Here is a 21,668-nt window from a genome sequence, read left to right on the forward strand (position 1 = left end):
GGTAGCAGAGGATTGGCGGCGGCAAAGGGGATTGATTTGAGGAGGCTGGCAATATACTGGAATGTCATTCCAGAATTCAGGAGCCCGGCATGACCGCCCCGATCGACCGCACCCTCGCCGTGCTGGAGCTGCTGTCGCTGCACCCCGAGGGGCTGACCCTGCTTGCGGTGGCGACGCGGCTGGACCTGCCGCCCTCGGCCACTCACCGGCTGCTCAACGACCTGCTGCGCCTTGGATACGTGTGCCAGCCGGTGCCGCAGGGACCCTATGCGCTGACGCTGCGGCTCGCTGCGCTTGGCCTGTCCTGGCTGGGGCGCACCGGCCTCACCGACATGGCGCAGCCGGTTCTGGACCGGCTGGCCGCGGCCTGCGGAGAGCTGGTGCGGCTGTCGGTGGCGGATGGCGACTCGCTGGTCTGGGTGGCGGTCGCACAGGGGGCGACTTCGGGCCTGCGCTACGATCCGGCGCGCGAGCAGGGCAGCGCCGCCTCGCTGGCCTACAGCGCCAGCGGCCGCGCCTGGGCCGCGAGCCTGCCCCAAGACCGGGCGTTGTCCTTGATCGCGGCACAGGGGCTGACGCCGCCGGAGGGGGCCGCGCAGGGATCGCAGCTCGACCTGGCCGGAATGATCGAGGTTTTGGCCCAGACGCGCGCCGCGGGCCATGGCGAGGCGGTGGATTGTTTTCTGGATGGGATGGCGGCCATTGCCGTGGCGTTGCCGGCCGAGGGGCCTTCGCCCGGCTGCCTGTCCATCGCAGGCCCCGCGGTGCGCCTGACGGCGGCACGGCGGGCAGAGCTGCTGCCAGCGTTGCACGCCGCGGCAGAGGAGATCATGGCCATCGCGCCGGCATCGCAGCTGCTGCGGGGGGCGCCATGAGCGCCGAGTGCGATCTGCTGGTCATCGGCTCCGGCGCCGCGGGCCTGTCGGCGGCAGTAACCGCGGCGCATCACGGGCTGCGGGTGATCGTGGTCGAGAAGGACGCCGTGCTTGGCGGCACCAGCGCCTGGTCCGGCGGCTGGATCTGGGCGCCGGGCAACCCCGTCTGTGCCCGCACCGGAACGGTGGACAGCCTTGAGACGGCAGAGACCTACCTGCGCGCCGTCCTTGGCAACCACTTCGATGCGCCCCGCGTCCACGCCTTCCTGACCCATGCGCCGCGGATGGTGGCGTTCTTCGAAACCCACACCGCCCTGACCTTCGAGCCGGGCAGCCAGATTCCCGACACCTATGGCCACCTGCCCGGCGCGGGCACCGGCGGCCGGTCGGTCATCGCGGTGTCCTATGACGGGCGCGCCCTTGGCCCGCTGATGCGCCTGCTGCGCCCGCCGCTGCGCGAGACCAGCTTCCTTGGCCTGACGATCCAGGCCGGCGCCGACCTGCGCGCGTTCATGACCATGACCCGCCAGCCGCGCGCCTTCGCGTATGTCATCCGCCGCATGGCCCGCCACCTGTGGGACCTCGGCCGCCACGGCCGCGCCATGCAGCTGCGCAACGGCAGCGCGCTGGTCGCGCGGCTGATGCGCTCCGCCGCCGATCTGGGGGTGGAGTTCCGCACCGACAGCCCTGCGCTGCGGCTGCTGATCGAGGACGGCCGCGTCACCGGCGCCGTCGTCGCCGCAGGCGGCGCCGAACAGACAATCCGCGCCACCCGCGGCGTGGTTCTTGCCTCGGGCGGCTTCCCGCAGGACAGCGCCCGCCGCGCGGCGCAGTTCCCCCAGAACGACACGCATGTCAGCCTGGCCGTGCCCACCGCCACCGGCGACGGGCTGCGCATGGCCGAGGCGGTCGGCGCCCGGCAGGGCGAAACCGCCAGCCCCGGCGCCTGGTGCCCGGTCTCGCAGGTGCGCTGGCCGGACGGGCGGCAGGCGCCGTTCCCGCATATCATCGAGCGTGGCAAGCCCGGCGTCATCGCCGTGCTGCCGAATGGCCAGCGCTTCTGCAACGAGGGGCTTGGCTACCACGACTTCGTCGAGGCCCTGCTGCGCAACACCCCGCCCGGCCAGCCGCCCGAAGCCTGGCTGATCGCCACCCGCGCCTTTCAGCGGCGCTACGGCCTTGGCATCTCTCGCCCGTTTCCGCTGCCGCTGCGCCCCTGGCTGCGGCGCGGCTATCTGAAATCCGGTCAGACGCCCGAGGCGCTGGCCAAGGCCTGCGGCATCGACCCCGCCGGCCTGCGCGCCACGCTGGACGACTGGAACCGCCACGCTGCCAAAGGTGAGGACCCCGCCTTCCACCGCGGCACCACGCCCTACATGCGCCTGCAGGGCGATGCGTCGCACGGCCCCAACCCCTGCGTCGCGCCCATCGACCGCCCGCCCTATCTGGCGGTCAAGGTCATCCCCGGCAGCTTCGGCACCTTTGCCGGGCTGGAGACCGACGCCGCCGCCCGTGTGCTGCAGGGTGGCGCCCCCATCCCCGGCCTTTATGCGGCGGGCACCGACATGGCCTCGGTGATGGGCGGCTTCTATCCGGCGGGCGGCATCAACCTAGGCCCCGCCCTGACCTTTGGCCATATCGCCGCGCTGCATGCCGCAGGCGCGTTGGAGAATGCGACATGACCCCGACCTCGGCCGTTACCCCGATTTCCTTGGCGCATCTGACAGTGATCGACCTGCCGCCGCCGCAGATGGTCCGCCTTGCCGCGCGCCTCGGCTATGACCGGGTCGGGCTGAGGCTGATCCGCGTGACCGACACCAGCCCCGGCTATCCGCTGCATGAGGACCCCGCCGCGCTACGCGAGACGCTGGCGGCGCTGCAGGACACCGGCATCACCGTGGGCGACATCGAGTTCATCCGCCTGACGCCCGACTTCCGCCCCGACGCCTTCACCGCCTTCCTGGCCACCGGCGCCGCGCTCGGTGCGCGCCATGTCATCTGCGCGCCCTATGACGATGACCATGCCCGGCTGTCCGCCAATCTTGCGGCCTTCCAGACTCTCGCCCGCCCCTATGGCCTGACTTGCGCGCTGGAGTTCTTCCCGTGGACCTCGGTCCCGGACCTCGCCACCGCCCGCCAAGTGGTGGAGCGGACGGGGATGGAGGAGATCGGCATTCTGGTCGATACCCTGCATTTCGACCGCTCCGGCAGTGCGTTGGCGGATCTGGAGAGCCTGCCGCCCTCGCGGCTGCCATTCCTGCACCTTTGTGATGCCGCCGTGCATCCGCCCTATTCCACCGAAGACCTGCTGCATACCGGCCGTGCCGAACGCCTGCCGCCGGGCGAGGGGCAGATCGACCTGGCTGCCATCCTCGCCCGCCTGCCGCGAGGACTGCCGGTTGCGCTGGAGGTGCCAATGACCGCGCTTCAGGCGGAGCGGGGCAGCGCCGAGGTTGCCGCCCGGGTGCTGGCGGCCGCGCGCCGCTTGCTGGCGTCGGCCGGGCGCTGAGGCTCAACGCAGACGCGCGTTCATCTGCGCCAGCTCCACCGAGTTGCGGGCGCCGGTCTTTTGCAGCACCCGCGCCCGGTGGACCTCGACGGTGCGCACGGCGATGCCAAGCACATCCGCGATCTGCTTGTTCAGCTGCCCTTGCAGGATCAGGTCCATCACCTCCACCTCGCGCGCCGACAGGGTGGCAACCCGCGCCGCGATGGCCGAGCGGGTATCGCTTTCCAGCGCGCGGCTTTGATGCAGCTCCATCGCGCGCAGCGCCAGATCCACGATCTGATTGTCGTTGAACGGTTTTTCCAGAAAGTCGAAGGCACCGCTTTTCAGGCTTTGCACCGCCAGTGGCACATCGGCATGGCCGGTCAGGAAGATCACCGGCGGCAGGGCGGCGCTGCTGCCCTCGGCTTGCAACAGCGCGTCCAGCACCTGCGGGCCGGACATGCCTTCCATCCGCACATCGAGGATGATGCAGCCACAATCGGGCTGGGGCCAGGCGGCCAGAAACTCCTCGCCCAGCGGCCAGAGCCGCGTGGCAATGCCGCGCGAGGCAAAGAGGAAGGCCAGAGCGTCGCGCAGCGCTTCTTCATCATCAACGATATGCACCGCAAAACCGGACTCGCTCATGGCTGTGTCCCTTCGGTCGGGGCCGTTTCGGGCGCGGCATAGGGCAGCCGCACGGTGAAGACGGTGCCGCCCCCGGGGTTCGGGGCGTTCGACAGGCTGCCATGCAGCAGCTCGACGATGGAGCGGCAGATGTTCAGCCCCATGCCCATGCCCTGACTCTTGGTGCTGGTGAAGGGGTCATAGAGATGCCCCGCCAGTTCTTCGGCAATCCCGGGCCCCTGATCGGACACATCCAGCCGCACCGCCGTAGCCTCCGGCGTCAGGCGGATCGTCAGGTGGTTGCCGGAACTTGGCCCCTCGGCCATCGCCTCCATCCCATTGCGGATCAGGTTCACCATCACCTGCTCGATCAGGATGCGGTCGGCCAGCACCGGCTGCAGCCCGCGCTCGGGCGTCTTGAGCACCAGCCGCGCCCTGAGCTCGCGCGCCTCGGCGGCCATCAGGCCGATGGCATCGGCAGCGACCTCGGCCAGATCCAGCGGCACCAGCTGCGGCTCGCGCTTCTTCACGAAATCCTGGATGCGGCGGATGATCAGCCCCGCCCGGCGCGCCTGTGCCGCCAGCTTTTCGAAGGCGGTCCTGATCATCGGGGACTCGCCCTGCCCCGCCTCGATCAGGTTCAGCCCCCCGGCCGCGTAAGAAGCAATCGCCCCAAGCGGCTGGTTCAGCTCATGCGCGAGGGTCGAGGCCATCTCGCCCATCGTCACCAGCCGCCCGGTCCGCGCCAGGCTGTCCTCCTGCGCGCGGGCGTTGCGCGCCGCGCGCCGCGCCTCGGTGATGTCGATCACGGATCCCATCCAGCCGTGATGCCGGCCCGAGGCGTCGATCAGCGGCGCCTCATAGACCTGCACCTCGATCTCGGTGCCATCGGTGCGGCGGAAGCGGCTTTCAAAGCTTTGCGGCAGCGCGGGGCCGGTCGCCAGCCGGTTCTGGCGCACCAGCGTCTCCTCGATCGCATCGGGCGACCAATAGGGCATCGGCGGCATCTGCCCGATCAGCTCATCGGCCGGAAGGCCCACCAGCTTGCAGAAGGCAGCGTTGACATAAAGGATGCGCCCGCTGTGATCCTTGGCGCGCAGGCCGACGGTCAGGCTTTCCTCCATCGACCGGCGAAAGGCCATTTCGGCGCGCAGGCGTTGTTCCGCGTGGCGGCGCTGATAGGCGTTGCGCTGCACGATCAGCAGGGTGAAGACTGCAAAGGCCGCCAGCGCGATGATCGCGCCGACAAGGGCGGTATTCTCGAAGCTTGACGCGCGGTCATAGGCGGTGATCGTCAGCACCGTGCCGGCCAGCGGCGGATCGAAGCTGATGGTGTGGAACGGCGCGCCCGCGGCCACCGGGCGCCGGGCGCGATTGGCCAGCGTCGTCGAAGTATCCGACACGCGCACCGCATATTGCTCGGCGATCCACCAGGGGATGTGCCGGTCCAGCATCAGCGGCAGCGAGATGGTGGCGACCACCACCCCGCCATCGGACCCGCGCAGTGCAATCGTCGCCTTGCCGCCCGCAGCCCCGCCATAGACCGGGCGCGCCGTCGTCGCGCGCGAGCGCAGCAGCGTGTCCACCAGCGGCTGGCCGGTCGGGCCCATGCCTTCGGGTACCGACGAGACCAGCGCACCAGCGCGGTCGAACCATTGCACCGACAGGGTTTCGGGGTTGGCGCCGATATGCAGCCTGGCGCGGGCCTGCAAGATATCCATCGGCGCGCCGCTGGCGGCATCGAGCGCCAGCCGCACCAGCATGTCCTCATCCACCGCCAGCTGAAAGCGCAGCGTCTGCTCCACCCACAGCGCATCGGTGGCCAGCTTGTTCGCGGCGCGGCCATCGTCGGAGCGCGACACGATCCAGACCAGCGCAGCCACCAGCCCGACAAGGGCGACGATGGCGACAAGCGGGATGTAGGACAGAATATCCCAGCGCCGGGATGCCATGAGGCTCTCGGTGACCCAGACCTCCGGTCTGGCCCTGCCCTGATCCGGGGCGGGTGCGCCTGTGTCCCGAACTGCCGTGCGCTCACCCTCCCCGATGCACGCGAAACACGTTTGTGTCATCCCCGTGGGCCCCTGTCTATTGCGGAAAGCCACAATAGCGGCGCGGCGCCCGATCAGGCATCACGCCGGGTAACCTGCCTGGGAGAGGCAGGGTCATGGAGGAGAAGAACATGCTGACACGTCGCAGCCTTGCCGCCCTTGCAGGCGCAACCGCCCTTGCCCTGACGATGGCCGCCCCGGCCTTTGCGCAAGACAAAATCATCATCAAGTTCAGCCACGTCGTTGCCCCCGACACGCCCAAGGGCAAGGCCGCTGCCCGGTTCGAAGAGCTTGCCGAGCTCTACACCAACGGCGCGGTGGACATCGAGGTCTATCCCAACAGCCAGCTCTACAAGGACAAGGAAGAGATGGAAGCGCTGCAACTGGGCGCCGTCCAGATGCTGGCCCCCTCGCTGGCCAAGTTCGGCCCGCTTGGCGTGCGCGAATTCGAAGTGTTCGACCTGCCCTTCATCTTTGCCGACTATGACGCGCTGCGCAAAGTCACCCAAGGCGAGGTCGGCGCGGGCCTTCTGGCCAAGCTGGAAGACAAGGGCATCTCGGGCCTTGCCTACTGGGACAACGGCTTCAAGATCATGTCGGCGAACAGCCCGCTGAAATCGCCTGACGATTTCCTGGGCCTGAAGATGCGCATCCAGTCCTCGAAGGTGATCGAGGCCTACATGAACAAACTGGGCGCCGTGCCGCAGGTCATGGCCTTCTCGGAAGTCTATCAGGCGCTGCAGACCGGCGTTGTCGATGGCACCGAAAACCCGCCCTCGAACATGTACACCCAGAAGATGAACGAGGTTCAGGACCACGCCACCGTGTCGAACCACGGCTATCTGGGCTACGCCGTCATCGTGAACAAGCAGTTCTGGGACGGCCTGCCGGAAGACGTGCGCGTTGGGCTCGACAAGGCGATGCTGGAAGCGACCGAATACGCCAACTCGATCGCCAAGGACGACAACGATCAGGCCCTGGCCGCGATGGAAGCCGCCGGCACGACCGAGTTCTACACGCTGACCGACGAAGAGCGCGCCGCCTGGATGGAAGCGCTGGCCCCGGTCAACGAGGAGATGGCAGAGCGCATCGGCGCCGAAACCATCGCCGCGGTCGAAGCTGCCGTCAGCCAGTAACCGGCACCGCTTGCGGGCGGCTCCCCTGCGCGGGGGCCGCCCCTTCCCCATCCCCTTCAACAGCGCGAGGTGTGCCATGCTGCGCCTTCTCGACCGGCTGGAAGAGGTGCTGATCGCCACGCTGATTGCGGTGGCGACGGTGCTGATCTTCCTGGCGGTGACCCATCGCTTTGCCATCGGCTTCGCTGCCGATCTCGTCGGCTTCGCCCGCGCCCGTGAGATGACCGGGCTGGCCGATTTCGCCCGGTCGATGTTCATGTTCGTCAACTCGCTGAAGATGACCTGGGCACAAGAGGCCTGCATCTACCTCTTCGTGTGGATGGCCAAGTTCGGCGCGGCCTACGGCGTTCGCACCGGCATCCATGTCGGCGTCGATATCCTCGCCGAACGGCTGACCGGCAACAAACGCCGCGCCATCACGACCATCGCCATGTCGGGCGGGATCCTGTTCACCGCGATCCTCACCTGGATCGGCACCGACTTTGTCTATCACGTCCGCAATGGCGGCCAGACTTCTCCGGACCTCGAAATGCCGATGTGGATCATCTACCTGGCGGTCCCGCTGGGGTCGGCGCTGATGTGCTTCCGCTTCGTTCAGGCACTGCATCTGTTCCTGACCACCGGCGAAATAGCGCATCACGACCACGGTTCTGTCGATGGTCTCGATGAAGAGGCCGAGGATCTTGCCAAGGGAGGCCACGCATGACCGCGCTTATCATCTTCGCGATCCTTGCGATCCTTCTGGTCACCGGGATGCCGGTTTCCATCGCACTGGGTCTGACCGTCTTCACCTTCCTGTTCGGCTTTTCCGACGTGCCGATGGATGCCATCGCCCTGAAGCTGTTCACCGGCATCGAGAAGTTCGAGATCATGGCGATCCCGTTCTTCATCCTCGCCGGCAACTTCCTGACCCATGGCGGCGTGGCGCGGCGGATGATCCGCTTTGCTTCGTCGATGGTCGGGCACTGGTATGGCGGCCTTGGCATCGCCTCGGTCCTGTCCTGCGCGCTCTTCGCTGCCATCTCGGGTTCCAGCCCGGCGACGGTGATGGCGGTGGGCTCGATCCTGCTGCCGGCGATGGTCCGGCAGGGCTATCCGCCGCAGTTCGGTGTCGGCACCATCACCAGTTCGGGCGGCCTCGGCATCCTGATCCCGCCGTCGATCGTCATGGTCATGTATGCCGTGGCCACCTCGGGCATGGTGGTGACCGGGCCCGATGGCGGGCCGGTGATGTCCGCCTCCATCGGCGATCTGTTCATGGCCGGCGTGATCCCCGGGCTGATGCTGGCGACGATGCTGGGCGGCACCACGATGTGGCGCGCCTGGAAGAAGGGCTACCCGCGGATGCCGCGCGCCCCGATGATCGACCGCTGGAAGGCCTTCCGCGAAAGCGTCTGGGGCCTGATGCTGATCGTCATCATCATGGGCGGCATCTATGGCGGCATCTTCACGCCGACCGAAGCCGCTGCGGTCTCGGCCGTCTACGCCTTCATCGTCGCCGTCTATGTCTACAAGGACATCAAGCTGAGCGACGTGCCGAAGGTGCTGCTGAACTCGGCCGCGATGTCGGCGATGCTGCTGTATATCATCACCAATGCCGTGATGTTCGCCTTCATCCTGACCTCGGAGCAGATCCCGCAAGGCCTGTCGGCCTGGATCGTCGAACTGGGCCTCGGCAAGGTCGGCTTCCTGTTGGTGGTCAACATCCTGCTGCTCGCCATTGGCATGGTGATGGAGCCTTCGGCCATCGTGCTGATCATGGCGCCGATCCTCTACCCGGTCGCCATGGCGCTTGGGGTGGACCCGATCCACTTCGGCATCATCCTGGTGGTGAACATGGAAATCGGGCTTTGTACGCCGCCCGTGGGGCTCAACCTCTACGTCGCCTCATCCCTGTCCAAGCTGGGGCTGACCGACGTGACCAAGGCGACCTGGCCGTGGCTGCTGACCATGCTCACCTTCCTGATGCTGGTGACCTATATCCCGGAAATCACCCTTCTCCTGCCAAGGCTGATGGGGATGTGACCAAGACAAAGGCCGCGGGGATCACCCCGCGGCCTTTTCTCTTCTGCCGGCCTCTCAGCCCTCAGCTGGCAATGCGCTCGCCGCTGATCACCAGCGTGACCGCGGCCCCGCGCTTGGTCCACTCGTAGGTGACCGACCCGCCCAGCTGGCCTTCGATCGCCTGCCGCACAAGGCTGCTGCCATAGCCGCTCATCTGGCTGGGCGAGGCGACCTCGGGGCCACCCTGCTCTGTCCAGATCACCTGCACATCCTCGCCGACCATCGTGCCCGACACGTCCAGCGTGCCGCCCTCGACCGACAGCGCGCCATACTTGACAGAGTTGGTCGCCAGTTCATGCACGACCAGCGCCAGCGAGGTGGCCGTGTCATTGCCCACGCCCATGCGCGGCACCGCGACGCGAATCCGGCCCGCAAAGGCCCCTTCATCGTCATAGGGCGCCAGCAGCACCGCGAAAATATCGCCCAGAAGCGCGGTCTTGCCCTGCTCGCCCGGCAGCGGGCGCACCAGATCATGCGCACGGCCAAGCGCCGTCAGCCGGTTCATCAGCTGCTTGGTCATATCCTCGATCGAGGTCGAGGAGCGCGAGGTGATCCGCGTCAGCCCGGTCGCAATCGCCAGCAGGTTCTTGACGCGGTGGCTCATCTCGCCGGCCAGCAGCTCATTTCCCTCTTCGGCCTGCTTGCGCCCGGTGATGTCGAGGAAGATGCCGGTCAGCGTGCGTTTCTTGATACCCGCGTCATCGCCCTGCCCGCGCGCCGAAATCCAGCGAACTTCCTGCCCGATGATGGTGCGGAAGTCGATCTCATAGGCACCGACCAGCGCCCGCGTCGCCGAGAACGCATCGCGCACCCGGTCGCGGTCGGCCGGATGGATCTTCTCGGACAGCCGCTCGAAGGTCAGCGCCTCTCCGGGCGAGACATCCCACAGCACATAGCCCTGCTGGTCCATCGACAGATCATCGGTATCGACGTTCCACGACCACAGGGCCACGCCCGCCGCATCTATGGCGCGGCGCAGTTCGTCATATCCCCATTCGGGGGGGGCCGCCTCGGTCTTGGACAAGATGCCTCGCATATCCGGATCATTGGCGAACCATTACACGATGCGCATTCCCCGACACCTATACCATCTTGATCCCGAAGTCAGCCCTTGCACGGGATCAGGCCGCGGCACGCCCCCTGGCCATCCGCCGCACAGCCCCGAACAGCGCCATGCCCCAGATCAGCAGCACGCAAACCCCCAGCACCGCGGCGATGGGCCGCTCGAAGAACGCCGTCAGGTCGCCCGCCGACTTGATCATCGAGGTCATGAACATCCGCTCGAACATGCCGCCCAGCACGAGGCCGAGGATGATCGGCGCCACCGGAAACCCGTTCTCCTCCAGTACCCAGCCCAGCAGGCCGATGGCCAGCATGATCACGATGCCGAAGACCGAATTGGTCATGGCAAAGGCGCCGACGATGCAGAAGCTGAGCACGATGGGCAGCAGCACCCGCGAGGGCACCCGCAGCACCTGGCGCGAGGCTTTCACGGCGGCCCAGCCCAGCGGCACCATCATCAGCGTCGTCAGGATGAAGATCATGAACACCGCATAGATCAGCTGCGGGTTCTGGATGAACACCGTCGGGCCGGGGTTCATGCCCTTCATGTACAGCACGCCGATCACGATGGCCGTCACACTGTCGCCCGGAATCCCGAAGACCAGCGCCGGGATCCAGGCCCCGCCCACCGCGGCATTGTTCGCGGCAGAAGCATCGACCAGCCCCTCGACATGGCCCTTCCCATACTTCTCGGGCGTCTTGGAAAAGCGCTTGGACACGGCATAGGCCATCCAGGCGGCGATATCGGCGCCCGCCCCCGGCAGCGCGCCGATCAGCGTGCCCATAAGCGAGCCACGAACGATGTTCTTGGGGTGGCGCCGGATCACGCCGCCCACGCCCTTGAAGAGGGCGCCCTCGCCCGCCGGCATCGGCGGCGGCGGGGCGTTGTGGTTCAGCCGAATCACGCCGCGCATCACCTCTGCCAGCGCAAACAGGCCGATCATCGCCGGGATGAACTCCACCCCCGCCATCAGGTCGACGTGCCCCAGCGTGAAGCGGGGCACGCCGGTCGTCGGGTCGAGCCCGACCGTCGCCATCGCCAGACCGATCAGCAGCGCGATCCCGGCCTTGAGCGGATCGGCCGAGGCGATGAAGATCGCGCAGGACAGGCCCAGCGCCGCCAGCCAGAAGTACTCGTAGGAGGTAAAGCGCAGCGCAAACTCTGCCAGCAGCGGTGCGGCAGCGATCAGCACGCCCACCCCGAACAGCCCGCCGATGCAGGACACCAGCAGATTGGTGCCCAGCGCGAGGTTCAGCTTGCCCTTCAGGGCGAGGCGGTGGCTGTCCTCGACATAGGCCGCCGAGGCCGGCGTGCCCGGAATGCGCAGCAGCGCGCCCGGAATGTCGCCGGCAAAGATCGCCATGCTGCTGGCCGAGACAATGGCCGCCAGCGCCGGGATCGGGTCCATGAAAAACGTCATCGGCACCAGCAGCGCCGTGGCCATCGTCGCGGTCAGACCGGGCATGGCGCCGACAAACATGCCGAACATGCCGGCCAGCAGCGCCGTCAGCAGAACCTGCGGGTCAAGCACCAGCAGCAGCGCCTGCAAAAGGATGTCGCCAAAGCCCATCTTACAGCACTCCATCCAGAATTCCGCGTGGCAGCGGCACGCGCAGCAGCCCCGCAAACAGCCACCAGCAGACCATGCTGGTGCCAACCGCCAGCGCCGCCGCAACCCAGGGGCGCAGGCGCAACACAAGGAACAGCACCAGCAGGCCCGCGACCGAGACGGGGATGAACCCCAAGGGCTGCGCGAGCCAGATCTGGGCCAGCACATTGCCCAGAACCGCCAGAAGCGCGGCCATCCCGGTGCCCTGCCGCAGCTCTGGCACCAGCGAGACCAAAGGCCCGCCCGCCGCCTGCCGCCGCGCCATCACGTCACGCAGGATCAGCAGCCCGCCGCCCAGAATGAAGCCGCCCGCAAGGATCGAGGGCAGCAGCGCCGCACCATAGGGCTGGCCGCCGAAGCTTGGGAACAGCGAAGCCTGCCAGAACATGAACAGCCCCAGCGCGATCAGCAGCGCGCCCGATACGGCATCGGTGATCTTCATGGTCCCCTCCCCGGTTCCAATGCAAGGGCGGGCGCCGCCTTGTCTGGCCGCGCCCGCCCGATAGTCTTCAGATCAGCCTTGCACCAGACCGGCAGCGGCCATCGTGGTCGCCATCAGGCCATCCGCATCGGCCATCATCGCGGCATGGGCGGCGGGGTCCAGATAGGTGATGCCGAAGCCGCGACTGTTCATGAACTCGGTGAACTCCGGCTCCACAGCGATCTCGGCCAGCGCGGCAGAGACGACGTCGGCCACGTCCTGCGGCAGGTCCTTGGGACCGGCCACGCCGCGCCAGGTCGCCAGCGCGAACTCGCCGCCGCCGGCTTCCGACAGGGTCGGCAGGTCCGGGTGGCTCGCCGCCCGCTCGGTGCCCATCAGCGCCAGGTTCACGGCGCGGCCGGCATCGACCATCGCCTTGGTCTCGCCCAGCGACACGGTGACGATGTCGATCCCGCCCGCGATCAGGTCCTGCATGGCCGGGGCCGAACCCTCGGACGGCACCCAGACCACATGGCCCGGCTCAAGACCCAGTGCCTGCAGCCAGCCCACCAGCGCAAGATGCCAGATCCCGCCCTGCGAGGTGCCGGACGCCTTGAACGTGCCGGGTTCGGACGCACGGATCGCCTCGCTCAGGCTGGCGATGTCCTTGTATTCGCTGTCGGCCGAGACGGTGACAGCCGGGCTGTCGGCATTCATCAGGCCCAGCGGGGTATAGTCGGCATGGGTCAGCTCGGTCAGGCCCATGTGGTGCATCATGGTGATTTCCACCGTGACGATGCCCAGCGTGTAGCCATCTGGCTGCGCGGTGGCGATGGCCGAATGGCCGATGACGCCCGCGCCCCCCGTACGGTTCACTACGTTGATCGGCTGGCCCAGCTTGCGCTCCAGCAGCGCCGCGATCATCCGCGCGGTGGCATCCGTGCCACCCCCGGCGCCCCAGGGCACCAGCATGGTCAGCGGGCGCGAGGGGTAGTCGGCGGCCCAGGCGGCGCCGGGCATCATGCCAAGCGCGGACAGGGCAGCGGCGCCCTGCAGCAGGCCGCGGCGGGTCGGTTTGGTGAAATTGGTCATCGGTTCCTCCCAGAAGATGACGCCCGGTGTGCGGGCGATGGCAAATTGGTCAGGCGGCCTGCGCCGCCCGGTAATCCTGTTCGGCGGCCAGCAGATCGCGGGCGGCCTTGGCGATGGCGTCCTGATGCGCGCCGTCCACGGGACTCATCGGCAGCAGCAGCGGGCCCATGTCGCCGATCCCCGAATGGCTGATCGCGTCATGCAGCACCCGGATCTCGCCATGGCCGCCGCGCAGGGCTTCCAGCGCCTGCATCGGGCGCAGCAGCCGTTCCGCCTCGGCCCGGTCACCGCGCTTCAGCGCCGCCAGCAGCGCCATCGACATCGAGGGCGCGATGCAGACGCAGCCCGCGGTGAAGCCGGCAAGGCCATCGTCCAGCATATGCGGGATCGCCGGAGGCTCGCCGAAGCCCGAAATGACGCGCTCAGCGCCGATGGCCGCAACGATATCGCCCAGATAGGGATCGGCCTCGCCCGGTTGCCGCGGCACCGCGTATTTCACGCCGAACACCACGCCCTCCGCGACCAGATCGCCCAGCAGCGCCGCGGGGATGTAGCCATCGGTCTTGATATAGACCAGCAGCTGCACGCCGCACTCCGCATGGAAGCGCCGCAGCGCCGTGCCCATTCCGTCATGCGTCAGCGGCGCACCCATCGGCACCAGCAACGCCACCGGGAAACGACGGGTCTTCAGCACCGCCGCCTGATCCATCATCTTGCCGGCGTCGGGCCCGACCGAGGGCAGTAGCCAGGTATCGTCCGATGCCATCGCCGCCAGCCGGTCCAGCCAGTCGGCATAGACGGAAACGGGCCAGTGCTGCGCCAGCGCGTTGCCGCCATAGAGCACGGTGGTCACGCCGCCACCTCGAAGGTGCGCCAGCACCGCGGCATTGCCAGCATCCGAGAACACGCCATCGGCGGTCCGGGCCAGAGGGGGGACCGCCATCACCGAGGCAGCCAGATCGGATGGGGTAACGCTGTAACGCATGGCATCTGTCCCTTGTCGCTTGGCAAAAAGCAGTAACTCCGATTCCCATATTGGTCAATAGTTGTAAAATTAATCAGGAGACGGTACGAAGCAGGCAATCAGGTTCAGGAGGATCCCATGCAGCATCTGACCATCGCGGTTGCCGGCGCCGGCGCGATCAGCGAGTTTCACCTCAAGGGCTGGCAGGCGCAGCAGGATGTAACCCTCGCCGCGATCTGCGACCCGGATCGGGATCGCGCACAGGCGCAGGCCGACCGCTTTGGCATCCCCGCTGTCTTTACGGGCATGGGCGAGATGCTGACCGCGGTGCGCCCCGATGCAGTGGACATCATCACCCCCGTCGGCAGCCATGCCCCCTTGGTGCGGCAGGCGGCGGATGCGGGCGTGCATGTGATGTGTCAGAAGCCGATGACCCCCACCGTCGCCGAGGCCGAGGCGCTGATCGCCGATGTCGGCGACCGTGTGCGCTTCATGGTCCATGAAAACTACCGCTTCCGCCCGCATTACGCCGAACTCGCGCGCCGCATCCATGCGGGCGAGGTCGGCCGCCTGCGCCATGCGCGGCTGACGGTGCGCGCCTCCAGCCTGCTGGACTATCCCGGCAAGGTGCCGTTCCTGCTCGGCCGCCAGCCCTATCTGGCCGACTTCAAGCGCCTGCTGGTGTTCGAGGTGCTGATCCACCATCTCGACGCCCTGCGCTCGATCCTGGGGGAGATGACTGTTACCGCCGCGCGGCTGGACCGGATGAACCCGGACCTGCAGGGCGAGGATGTGGCGCTGGTGCAGCTGGAAAGCGCGGACGGCGCGCTGATCCAGATCGACGCCAATATCTCCGCCCCCGGCCACCCGCCGCTGCCGACTGACCGGCTGGAACTGCTGGGAGAGCTGGATACCCTGATCTATGACCGCGACCGCATCACCCTGCTGTCGCAGCCTGAAGCGGTGTCGCTGCACGATCTGACGGCGAACTATCAGGCCTGCTTCACCGGCGCCGTCACCGATTTCGTCGAGGGCCTGCGCACCGGGCGCCCGTTCCAGACCGACAGGCTGGACAATCTGAAAACCCTGCGGCTTATGGAATCCATTTACCGGGTCGCCGGCGTCCCCATTTGAGGGGAAGGAGAGCTTTCGTGTCCGATCCCCAGCGCCCGTCCCTGGCCGATCAGGTCTATGACCAGCTTCTGACCCAGATCGTCGAAGAGCAATACCCGCTGCACAGCCGGCTTCCGCCCGAACAGGCGCTGGCGCAAAGCTGCGGCGTGTCGCGCCCGGTGCTGCGCACCGCGCTGGCGCGGCTGCGCGATGACGGCATCGTCGCCTCGCGCCGCGGGTCGGGCAATTACGTCGCCCGCCGCCCCGACCGCCAGGTGATGAGCTTCGTGCCGCTGGGGTCGATCACCGACATCCAGCGCTGCTACGAATTCCGCATCGACATCGAAGGCGCGGCCGCCGCCTGGGCCGCAAGGCGGCGCGACGAGGCCGATCTGGCGGCGCTGGAGGCGGCATTCCAGCGCATGGACCAGACCTATCAGGAACAGGCCTTGGGCGTGGATGCCGACCAGATGTTGCATCTGGCCATTGCCCGGGCGACCAAGAACCCGTTCTTCCAGACGGTTCTGGAGTCCCTCGCCCAGCAGATCGGGTTCGGCATGAAGCTGTCGCGCTCGCTCACCCTGCTCGCCTCGCCGAACCGGCAGGCGCTGGTGCAGGGCGAGCACCGCGCCGTGATCGACGCGATCGTCCGGCAAGACCCCGACGCGGCGGCGCAGGCGATGCGCGCCCATATCACTGCCGCGCGCGACCGCATGTTCGTGGGCGAGGGCTGAGGCCAGGCAGTGCCTCTCGGCGGAAAGCAGCGCCCTTTGGTCCGCCCATCGGTTTGACACCTCGGCCGCGGGACAGCACACTGAAGCCAACCCGAACAAGGGCAAGCACCTTGAAGAGAATGCAGATGACCGAGACCTATTCCCAGGAGGTCGTCGCCGCCGCAATGCAGCCGCTTGCAGAGTTCGACGTCCCCCCGGCCCTGCAGGCCAGCATCGAGCGGCATGGTCAGGCGCTGCTGACGCTCGCCGTAAGCCTTGCGCGCGCCGGACTGCCCGAGCCAGAGATCCGCACCATTGTCGATCAGGCCTGCGCCTCGTATCGAGACGAGCTGATCGCGGCGATTCTGGCACTGAGAGAGCACGATGAGGAATAGCGACAAGTCCCATGACGAGCTGGGCCGGATTGCAGCCCTGCGTCGCTACGCGATTCTGGACACGGCGCCCGAAGAGCCCTTCGACAAGCTGACCCAGCTGGTGCGCGACGTTCTGGGTGTGCCGATTGCCGCCGTCAGCCTGATCGACACCGAACGCCAGTGGTTCAAGTCGATCACCGGGGTGTCCGTTTGCGAAACCTCGCGCGAGATTTCCTTTTGCAGCCACGCCATCCAGCGGCACGAGCCGATGATGATCCCCGATGCCACGCTGGACGCGCGCTTTGCCTCGAATCCGCTGGTCGCCGGCGAACCGCTGATCCGCAGCTATCTTGGCATTCCGCTGACAACTCCCGATGGCTACAACCTCGGCGCGCTCTGCGCCATCGACACCCAGCCGCGCCACTTCGATGCCAGCCAGATCGCGGTGATGCAAAGCTTCGCCAACCTCGTGCTCAATGAGTTGGAGCTGCGGCAGATCGCGATGAGCGACGGGCTGACCGGCGCGATGACCCGCCGCGGCTGGGTCGAGGCAGCCGAACGGGAAATCGCCCGCGCAAAAAGGCACGGGACCGAGGCGTCGATCATCGTGCTCGACGTGGACCACTTCAAGCTGGTCAACGACGTCTATGGCCACCCCGCCGGCGATGCTGTCCTGCGCGTGATTGCGCAGCGCTGCCGGGACGCACTCCGCGACAGCGACCTGTTGGGCCGGATCGGGGGCGAGGAATTCGCGGTTCTGCTGCCAGAGACGGATGCGCGGGGCGCCGCAGAGCTGGCCGAGCGGCTGCGCGCAACGATTGCCGCCGCGCCGGTCGATGCGGGCGGCATCCCGCTGCGCGTGACCGCAAGCTTCGGGATCTGCGCGCTCGGAGACCGCATCCGCACGGTCGAGGCGTGGCTCGCCGCGGCCGATGGCCTGCTCTACGAGGCGAAGGCGGGCGGGCGCAACTGCTGCCGCAGCGCGGTGCCGGGCCAGTAAGGGTGCAGCCGATGGATGCCCATGACGCGCTGGCCGCCTTCTTTGCGGGCTTCACGACCACCGCCTGAGCCTCGCAGGAGGGCCGCTGCCACCCCCGCCCGCGGCCCCAGATGGAACCAGGCCCCGCCCCTGCGCGTCATGCTTCGGAGCATGACAAGCGGCAGACGGGCCTCGGCCTGCCGCCCAACCGCCAGTTTTGAGGGTCAGGGTAACGTGGATCTGGATGAACTCTACCGTCTGATGCGCAGCGCGCATGTCCAAGCGCAGGGCATGATCGACACCGTCCGCTATCCGCTGCTGGTTCTGGATGACCAGCTGCGCGTGGTGACGGCCAATGCCGCCTTCTACGACAGCTTCCACGCCAGCCGCGAGGACACCATCGGCACCCCGTTCCTCGAACTCGGGGCAGGGCAATGGAATGTCGAGTCGTTCCGCCTGCTGCTGGAAAAGGTCATCCCACACTCCTCCTCGATCGACGAGTTCGAGATCACCGCAGATTTCGGAACCGCGGGCACGCGCACGATGCTGGTCTCCGCGCGGCGGCTGGTGCGGCCCGACACCTCGGGCCGGGTGCTGCTCCTGACGCTGGTCGACGCGACCGAGCGCCGCAGGAAAGACGCCGAAAGCGCCGTGCTGCTGGGCGAGTTGCAGCACCGGATGAAGAACCTCCTTGGCCTCGTGCAGGCGCTGGTGCGGCGCACCGAGATCAAGGGCCGCACCGCCGAAGAGTACCGAGAGGCCATCGTCGGCCGGATCGAGGCGCTGTCGCGCTCGCTGGACCTGTCGCTGTCGGGCAAGCCCTCGGCGCTCAGCGATCTGGTCGCCAGCACGCTGGAGCCCTATGCGCAACTGCCTGCCGCGGTCGAGGTGGAAAAGGGCGCCGAGGTGTTCCTGACCTCGGAACAGGCCCTCGGCACCGGCATGATCCTGCACGAGCTGTCGACCAACGCGGCCAAGCATGGCGCCCTCTCCTCGCCGGGCGGCCGGGTCCGCATCAGCTGGAAAGTCGAGAAGGATGGGCACCAGCAGGACGTCGTCGGCCTGCGCTGGCAGGAATCGGGCGGGCCTGCCGTCGCGACCCCCACCCGTCAGGGCTTTGGCACCCAGATGGTCCGCTTCGCCGCCGCGCAGGATCTGAACGGGCAGGCGGAACTTATCTATGCGCCAGAAGGTTTTCTGGCCGAGCTGCGCTTTCCCCTTCCCGCACATCCCGGAACCTCCGATGCCCGAAATGCCCCCGCCGACCACGACCGCCCTGTCGCCGACGGTCATGATCGTCGAGGATGAGTTTCTGCTGGCGATGGATGTCGAGGCGATGCTGGAAACCAACGGCTACCGCGCCGTCGGCCCCGCCGCGACCGTAGATCAGGCGCTGGACATGCTGGCCCGCCAGCGCCCCGACATCGTGCTGCTCGACATCAGCCTGCGGGGCGAATGGGCCACCCCCGTCGCCGGCGCCCTGCGCAAGGCGGGCATCCCCTATCTGGTGATGAGCGCCTACAGCGCCAGCGAACTTGGCCCCTCGGGCGTGCTCGACGGCACCCGCAACATCGGCAAGCCAGTGGACGAACGCCGCCTGATCGGCGCGCTGGCCGAGGTGCTGGCGTCGCGGTGAGGGGGGCTAGGGCGCGCAGAACTCGCGCTAAGTGTTTGTTTCACGTCAGAAGTGAGGGTGGTGGCGAGGGGGGGACTCGAACCCCCGACCCCGTGATTATGAGTCACGTGCTCTAACCAGCTGAGCTACCTAGCCAATGGGCCGCTTGCTAGTGAAGGCGCGCTGTGGCGTCAAGGGGAAAACGGCGCGGGGCCTTGTGGGGCTTGCCCTGCCCCGCCCCGGGCCCCCGTGCCGATTTGCGCTTTGCCCCGCGGCGCCATCGGCGGTATCAGCAAGGATGCCGCCCCCACCGGGAGCCTTACATGCAGCTGTTGCCCCTGACCCGTGACCTCGTGCTGATCGGCGGTGGCCATGCCCATGCGCTGGTGCTGCGGATGTGGGCGATGGACCCGTTGCCGGGGGTGCGCGTCACGCTGATCTCGCCGGACCCCACCGCTGCCTATTCGGGGATGCTGCCCGGCCATGTCGCTGGCCACTACCCCCGCGCCGCGCTGCAGATGGATCTGGTGCAACTGGCCCGCCATGCCGGGGCCCGGCTGATCCTTGGCCGGGCGGAGGGGATCGACCGGGTCGGGGGGCGGGTCCACGTGCCGGACCGCCCGCCGGTCGGCTATGACATCTGCTCCATCGACATCGGCATCACCTCGGACATGCCCTCGCTGCCGGGCTTTGCCGAGAACGCCCACCCCGCCAAGCCGCTCGATGGCTTTGCGGATGCCTGGGAGGCGTTCGCCGCCGGGGGCGAGGGCCCGGTCGCCGTTATCGGCGCCGGTGTGGCGGGGGTAGAGCTGGCGCTGGCCGCCGCGCACCGGCTTGGCCCGGGGGCCGGGGTCACCCTGATCGAGGCGGGCCCGCAGGCGCTGCCGCTGCTCGGCGACGGTGCCCGCGCCCGGCTGCTGGCGCATCTGGACCGGCTGGGGGTCCAGCTGCTGACCGGCAGCCCTGCCGCCGCGGTCGAGCCCGATGCCGTGCTGCTGCAAGACGGACGCCGCATCGCCTCACACTTCACCCTCGGCGCGGCAGGCACGCAGCCGCAGGCATGGCTGACCGAGACCGGCCTGCACCTCACCGGCGGCTTCGTCACCGTCGGCCCCACGCTGCAATCCATCACCGACCCCGCGATCTTCGCCGCCGGCGATATCGCGCATCTGTCGCACGCCCCGCGCCCCAAGGCCGGTGTCTTCGCGGTGCGCGAGGCGCCGGTGCTGCTGCACAACCTGCGCAAGGTGCTGGCGGGGCGGCGCGGGCTGCGCCGCTACCGGCCGCAGCGCGACTACCTCAAGCTCATCTCGGCCGGCAGCCGCCATGCCGTCGCCGACAAGTTCGGCCTGCCGCTGGATGGCGCCTGGCTGTGGCACTGGAAGGATCGGATCGACCGCCGCTTCATGGCGATGTTCCAGGACCTGCCGCCGATGCCAGCCCCGCCGCTGCCGGCGCGCGTGGCGGCGGGCGTCAGCGACCAGATGGCGGGCGGCAAGCCGATGTGTGGCGGCTGCGGCGCCAAGGTGGGCCAGGCCGATCTGCGCGCCGCGCTCGCGGGGCTTCCGGCGCCGCGCCGCGCCGATGTACTGTCGGGCCCCGGCGACGATGCGGCTGTGCTGGCGCATGGCGGCCTCCGGCAGGTCATCACCACCGACCATGTCCGCGCCTTCACCGAAGACCCGTGGCTGCTGGCGCGGATCACCGCCCATCACGCCATGGGCGACATCTGGGCGATGGGCGCCCGCCCGCAGGCGGCACTGGCGCAGGTGATCCTGCCACGCATGTCGCCCGCCCTGCAGGCCCGCACGCTGGCCGAGATCATGGCGGCGGCCTCCGAGGCTTTCGGCGCGGCGGGGGCCGATGTCGTCGGCGGCCATACCAGCCTTGGCGCCGAGCTGACCGTGGGCTTCACCGTCACCGGCCTGACCGAGGCCGAGCCCATCGGCCAATCCGGCGCCCGCCCCGGCGACGCGCTGGTCCTGACGCGGCCCCTTGGCACCGGGGTGATCCTGGCCGCCGAGATGCAGCGCGCCGCCCCCGGCGCTGTCGTTGCCGGCGCGCTGGCGCAGATGGCCCGCCCGCAGGCCGCCGCGGCAGCGCTGCTGGCCCCCCATGCCCATGCGATGACCGATGTCACCGGCTTCGGTCTCGCCGGGCATCTGGTCGGGATGCTGGAAGCCTCGGGCGTCGCCGCCCGGATCAGCCTTGCCGCCGTGCCGCTGCTGCCGGGGGCCGAGGCGCTGGCAGCTGCCGGTCACGGCTCCACCCTGTTGCCGATGAACAAGGCCGTCGCGGCGCGAATGGTCTTTGCCAAGGGCCCGCGCGCCGATCTGCTGTTCGATCCGCAGACGGCGGGGGGCCTGCTGGCGGCGGTGCCCGCGGGTCAGGCCGAGGCGCTTCTGGCAGAGCTGATCGCGGCCGGAGAGCCCACGGCAATCATCGGCCATATCGAACTCGGTGCGCCCTGCCTCATCGTGGAATAGG

Annotated in this window: 20 protein-coding genes and 1 tRNA gene; 13 read left to right on the plus strand and 8 right to left on the minus strand. The window is 68.3% G+C overall.

Annotation, left to right across the window (positions count from 1 at the left end):
* Positions 1–89 precede the first annotated feature (89 nt).
* The 3 genes from GVY41_RS15130 to GVY41_RS15140 are packed head-to-tail and all read left to right on the plus strand — an operon-like array spanning position 90 to position 3,384.
* Positions 90–875, plus strand: a complete 786-nt coding sequence (locus GVY41_RS15130; RefSeq protein ID WP_161347923.1) for an IclR family transcriptional regulator — start codon at positions 90–92, stop codon at positions 873–875.
* Entirely contained in the window at positions 872–2,557 is a 1,686-nt protein-coding gene (locus tag GVY41_RS15135) for an FAD-dependent oxidoreductase (protein ID WP_161347922.1), read from the plus strand. The genes GVY41_RS15130 and GVY41_RS15135 overlap by 4 nt, the downstream gene beginning before the upstream one ends.
* Complete coding sequence (locus tag GVY41_RS15140) at positions 2,554–3,384, plus strand: sugar phosphate isomerase/epimerase family protein (RefSeq protein ID WP_161347921.1); 831 nt, start codon at positions 2,554–2,556, stop codon at positions 3,382–3,384. Before GVY41_RS15135 ends, GVY41_RS15140 begins: the two co-directional genes overlap by 4 nt.
* Before the next feature lie 3 nt (positions 3,385–3,387).
* Here the strand turns inward: GVY41_RS15140 and GVY41_RS15145 are convergent, their stop codons facing one another.
* Together GVY41_RS15145 and GVY41_RS15150 are read right to left on the minus strand one after the other, a co-directional pair.
* Positions 3,388–4,008 carry a response regulator transcription factor gene (locus tag GVY41_RS15145; RefSeq protein WP_161347920.1) on the minus strand — a complete coding sequence of 207 codons (621 nt, stop codon included), beginning with the start codon at positions 4,006–4,008 and terminating at the stop codon, positions 3,388–3,390.
* Positions 4,005–5,939, minus strand: coding sequence for a sensor histidine kinase (locus GVY41_RS15150; RefSeq protein ID WP_161347919.1), 1,935 nt, complete (start codon positions 5,937–5,939; stop codon positions 4,005–4,007). Before GVY41_RS15150 ends, GVY41_RS15145 begins: the two co-directional genes overlap by 4 nt.
* A 230-nt stretch (positions 5,940–6,169) precedes the next feature.
* Between GVY41_RS15150 and GVY41_RS15155 the strand changes: the two genes are divergently transcribed.
* From GVY41_RS15155 to GVY41_RS15165, 3 genes are all read left to right on the plus strand, one after another.
* Positions 6,170–7,174, plus strand: coding sequence for a TRAP transporter substrate-binding protein (locus tag GVY41_RS15155; RefSeq protein ID WP_161347918.1), 1,005 nt, complete (start codon positions 6,170–6,172; stop codon positions 7,172–7,174).
* A 76-nt stretch (positions 7,175–7,250) separates the two neighbouring features.
* Positions 7,251–7,880: a TRAP transporter small permease gene (locus GVY41_RS15160; RefSeq protein ID WP_161347917.1), complete on the plus strand. Its 630-nt coding sequence runs from the start codon at positions 7,251–7,253 to the stop codon at positions 7,878–7,880.
* Positions 7,877–9,199, plus strand: a complete 1,323-nt coding sequence (locus GVY41_RS15165; protein ID WP_161347916.1) for a TRAP transporter large permease — start codon at positions 7,877–7,879, stop codon at positions 9,197–9,199. The genes GVY41_RS15160 and GVY41_RS15165 overlap by 4 nt, the downstream gene beginning before the upstream one ends.
* 61 nt (positions 9,200–9,260) lie before the next feature.
* Here GVY41_RS15165 and GVY41_RS15170 read toward each other — a convergent pair whose 3' ends face one another.
* From GVY41_RS15170 to GVY41_RS15190, 5 genes are all read right to left on the minus strand, one after another.
* Entirely contained in the window at positions 9,261–10,274 is a 1,014-nt protein-coding gene (locus GVY41_RS15170; RefSeq protein ID WP_188816053.1) for a sensor histidine kinase, read from the minus strand.
* Positions 10,275–10,359: 85 nt separating this feature from the next.
* Positions 10,360–11,871 carry a tripartite tricarboxylate transporter permease gene (locus tag GVY41_RS15175; RefSeq protein ID WP_161347915.1) on the minus strand — a complete coding sequence of 504 codons (1,512 nt, stop codon included), beginning with the start codon at positions 11,869–11,871 and terminating at the stop codon, positions 10,360–10,362.
* A 1-nt stretch (position 11,872) separates the two neighbouring features.
* Positions 11,873–12,352 carry a tripartite tricarboxylate transporter TctB family protein gene (locus GVY41_RS15180; RefSeq protein ID WP_161347914.1) on the minus strand — a complete coding sequence of 160 codons (480 nt, stop codon included), beginning with the start codon at positions 12,350–12,352 and terminating at the stop codon, positions 11,873–11,875.
* Between the two features lie 72 nt (positions 12,353–12,424).
* Positions 12,425–13,423 (minus strand): Bug family tripartite tricarboxylate transporter substrate binding protein, encoded by a 999-nt coding sequence (locus GVY41_RS15185; protein WP_161347913.1) that lies wholly within the window; start codon positions 13,421–13,423, stop codon positions 12,425–12,427.
* A gap of 49 nt (positions 13,424–13,472) precedes the next feature.
* Complete coding sequence (locus tag GVY41_RS15190) at positions 13,473–14,408, minus strand: beta/alpha barrel domain-containing protein (RefSeq protein WP_161347912.1); 936 nt, start codon at positions 14,406–14,408, stop codon at positions 13,473–13,475.
* Between the two features lie 117 nt (positions 14,409–14,525).
* Here GVY41_RS15190 and GVY41_RS15195 point away from each other — a divergent pair, with 117 nt between their 5' ends.
* From GVY41_RS15195 to GVY41_RS15220, 6 genes are all read left to right on the plus strand, one after another.
* Entirely contained in the window at positions 14,526–15,521 is a 996-nt protein-coding gene (locus tag GVY41_RS15195) for a Gfo/Idh/MocA family protein (protein WP_161347911.1), read from the plus strand.
* Between the two features lie 17 nt (positions 15,522–15,538).
* Positions 15,539–16,234, plus strand: coding sequence for a FadR/GntR family transcriptional regulator (locus tag GVY41_RS15200; protein ID WP_161347910.1), 696 nt, complete (start codon positions 15,539–15,541; stop codon positions 16,232–16,234).
* Positions 16,235–16,359: 125 nt separating this feature from the next.
* Positions 16,360–16,608, plus strand: coding sequence for a hypothetical protein (locus GVY41_RS15205; RefSeq protein WP_161347909.1), 249 nt, complete (start codon positions 16,360–16,362; stop codon positions 16,606–16,608).
* A complete protein-coding gene (locus tag GVY41_RS15210) occupies positions 16,598–17,587 on the plus strand; it encodes a GGDEF domain-containing protein (RefSeq protein WP_161347908.1) in 990 nt (329 codons plus the stop codon). Before GVY41_RS15205 ends, GVY41_RS15210 begins: the two co-directional genes overlap by 11 nt.
* A 213-nt stretch (positions 17,588–17,800) precedes the next feature.
* Positions 17,801–18,874: a sensor histidine kinase gene (locus GVY41_RS15215; protein WP_161347907.1), complete on the plus strand. Its 1,074-nt coding sequence runs from the start codon at positions 17,801–17,803 to the stop codon at positions 18,872–18,874.
* Complete coding sequence (locus GVY41_RS15220; protein WP_202456113.1) at positions 18,810–19,202, plus strand: response regulator; 393 nt, start codon at positions 18,810–18,812, stop codon at positions 19,200–19,202. Before GVY41_RS15215 ends, GVY41_RS15220 begins: the two co-directional genes overlap by 65 nt.
* A 58-nt stretch (positions 19,203–19,260) precedes the next feature.
* On the opposite strand, the gene GVY41_RS15225 is transcribed toward GVY41_RS15220, so the two are convergent.
* Positions 19,261–19,337 (minus strand) — tRNA-Met (locus tag GVY41_RS15225).
* 167 nt (positions 19,338–19,504) lie between these two features.
* Between GVY41_RS15225 and selD the strand changes: the two genes are divergently transcribed.
* Entirely contained in the window at positions 19,505–21,667 is a 2,163-nt protein-coding gene (selD, locus tag GVY41_RS15230) for a selenide, water dikinase SelD (RefSeq protein WP_161347906.1), read from the plus strand.
* Position 21,668: the final 1 nt, after the last annotated feature.

It is taken from the genome of Frigidibacter albus (genome assembly GCF_009908165.1).
Lineage (GTDB): Bacteria > Pseudomonadota > Alphaproteobacteria > Rhodobacterales > Rhodobacteraceae > Frigidibacter > Frigidibacter albus.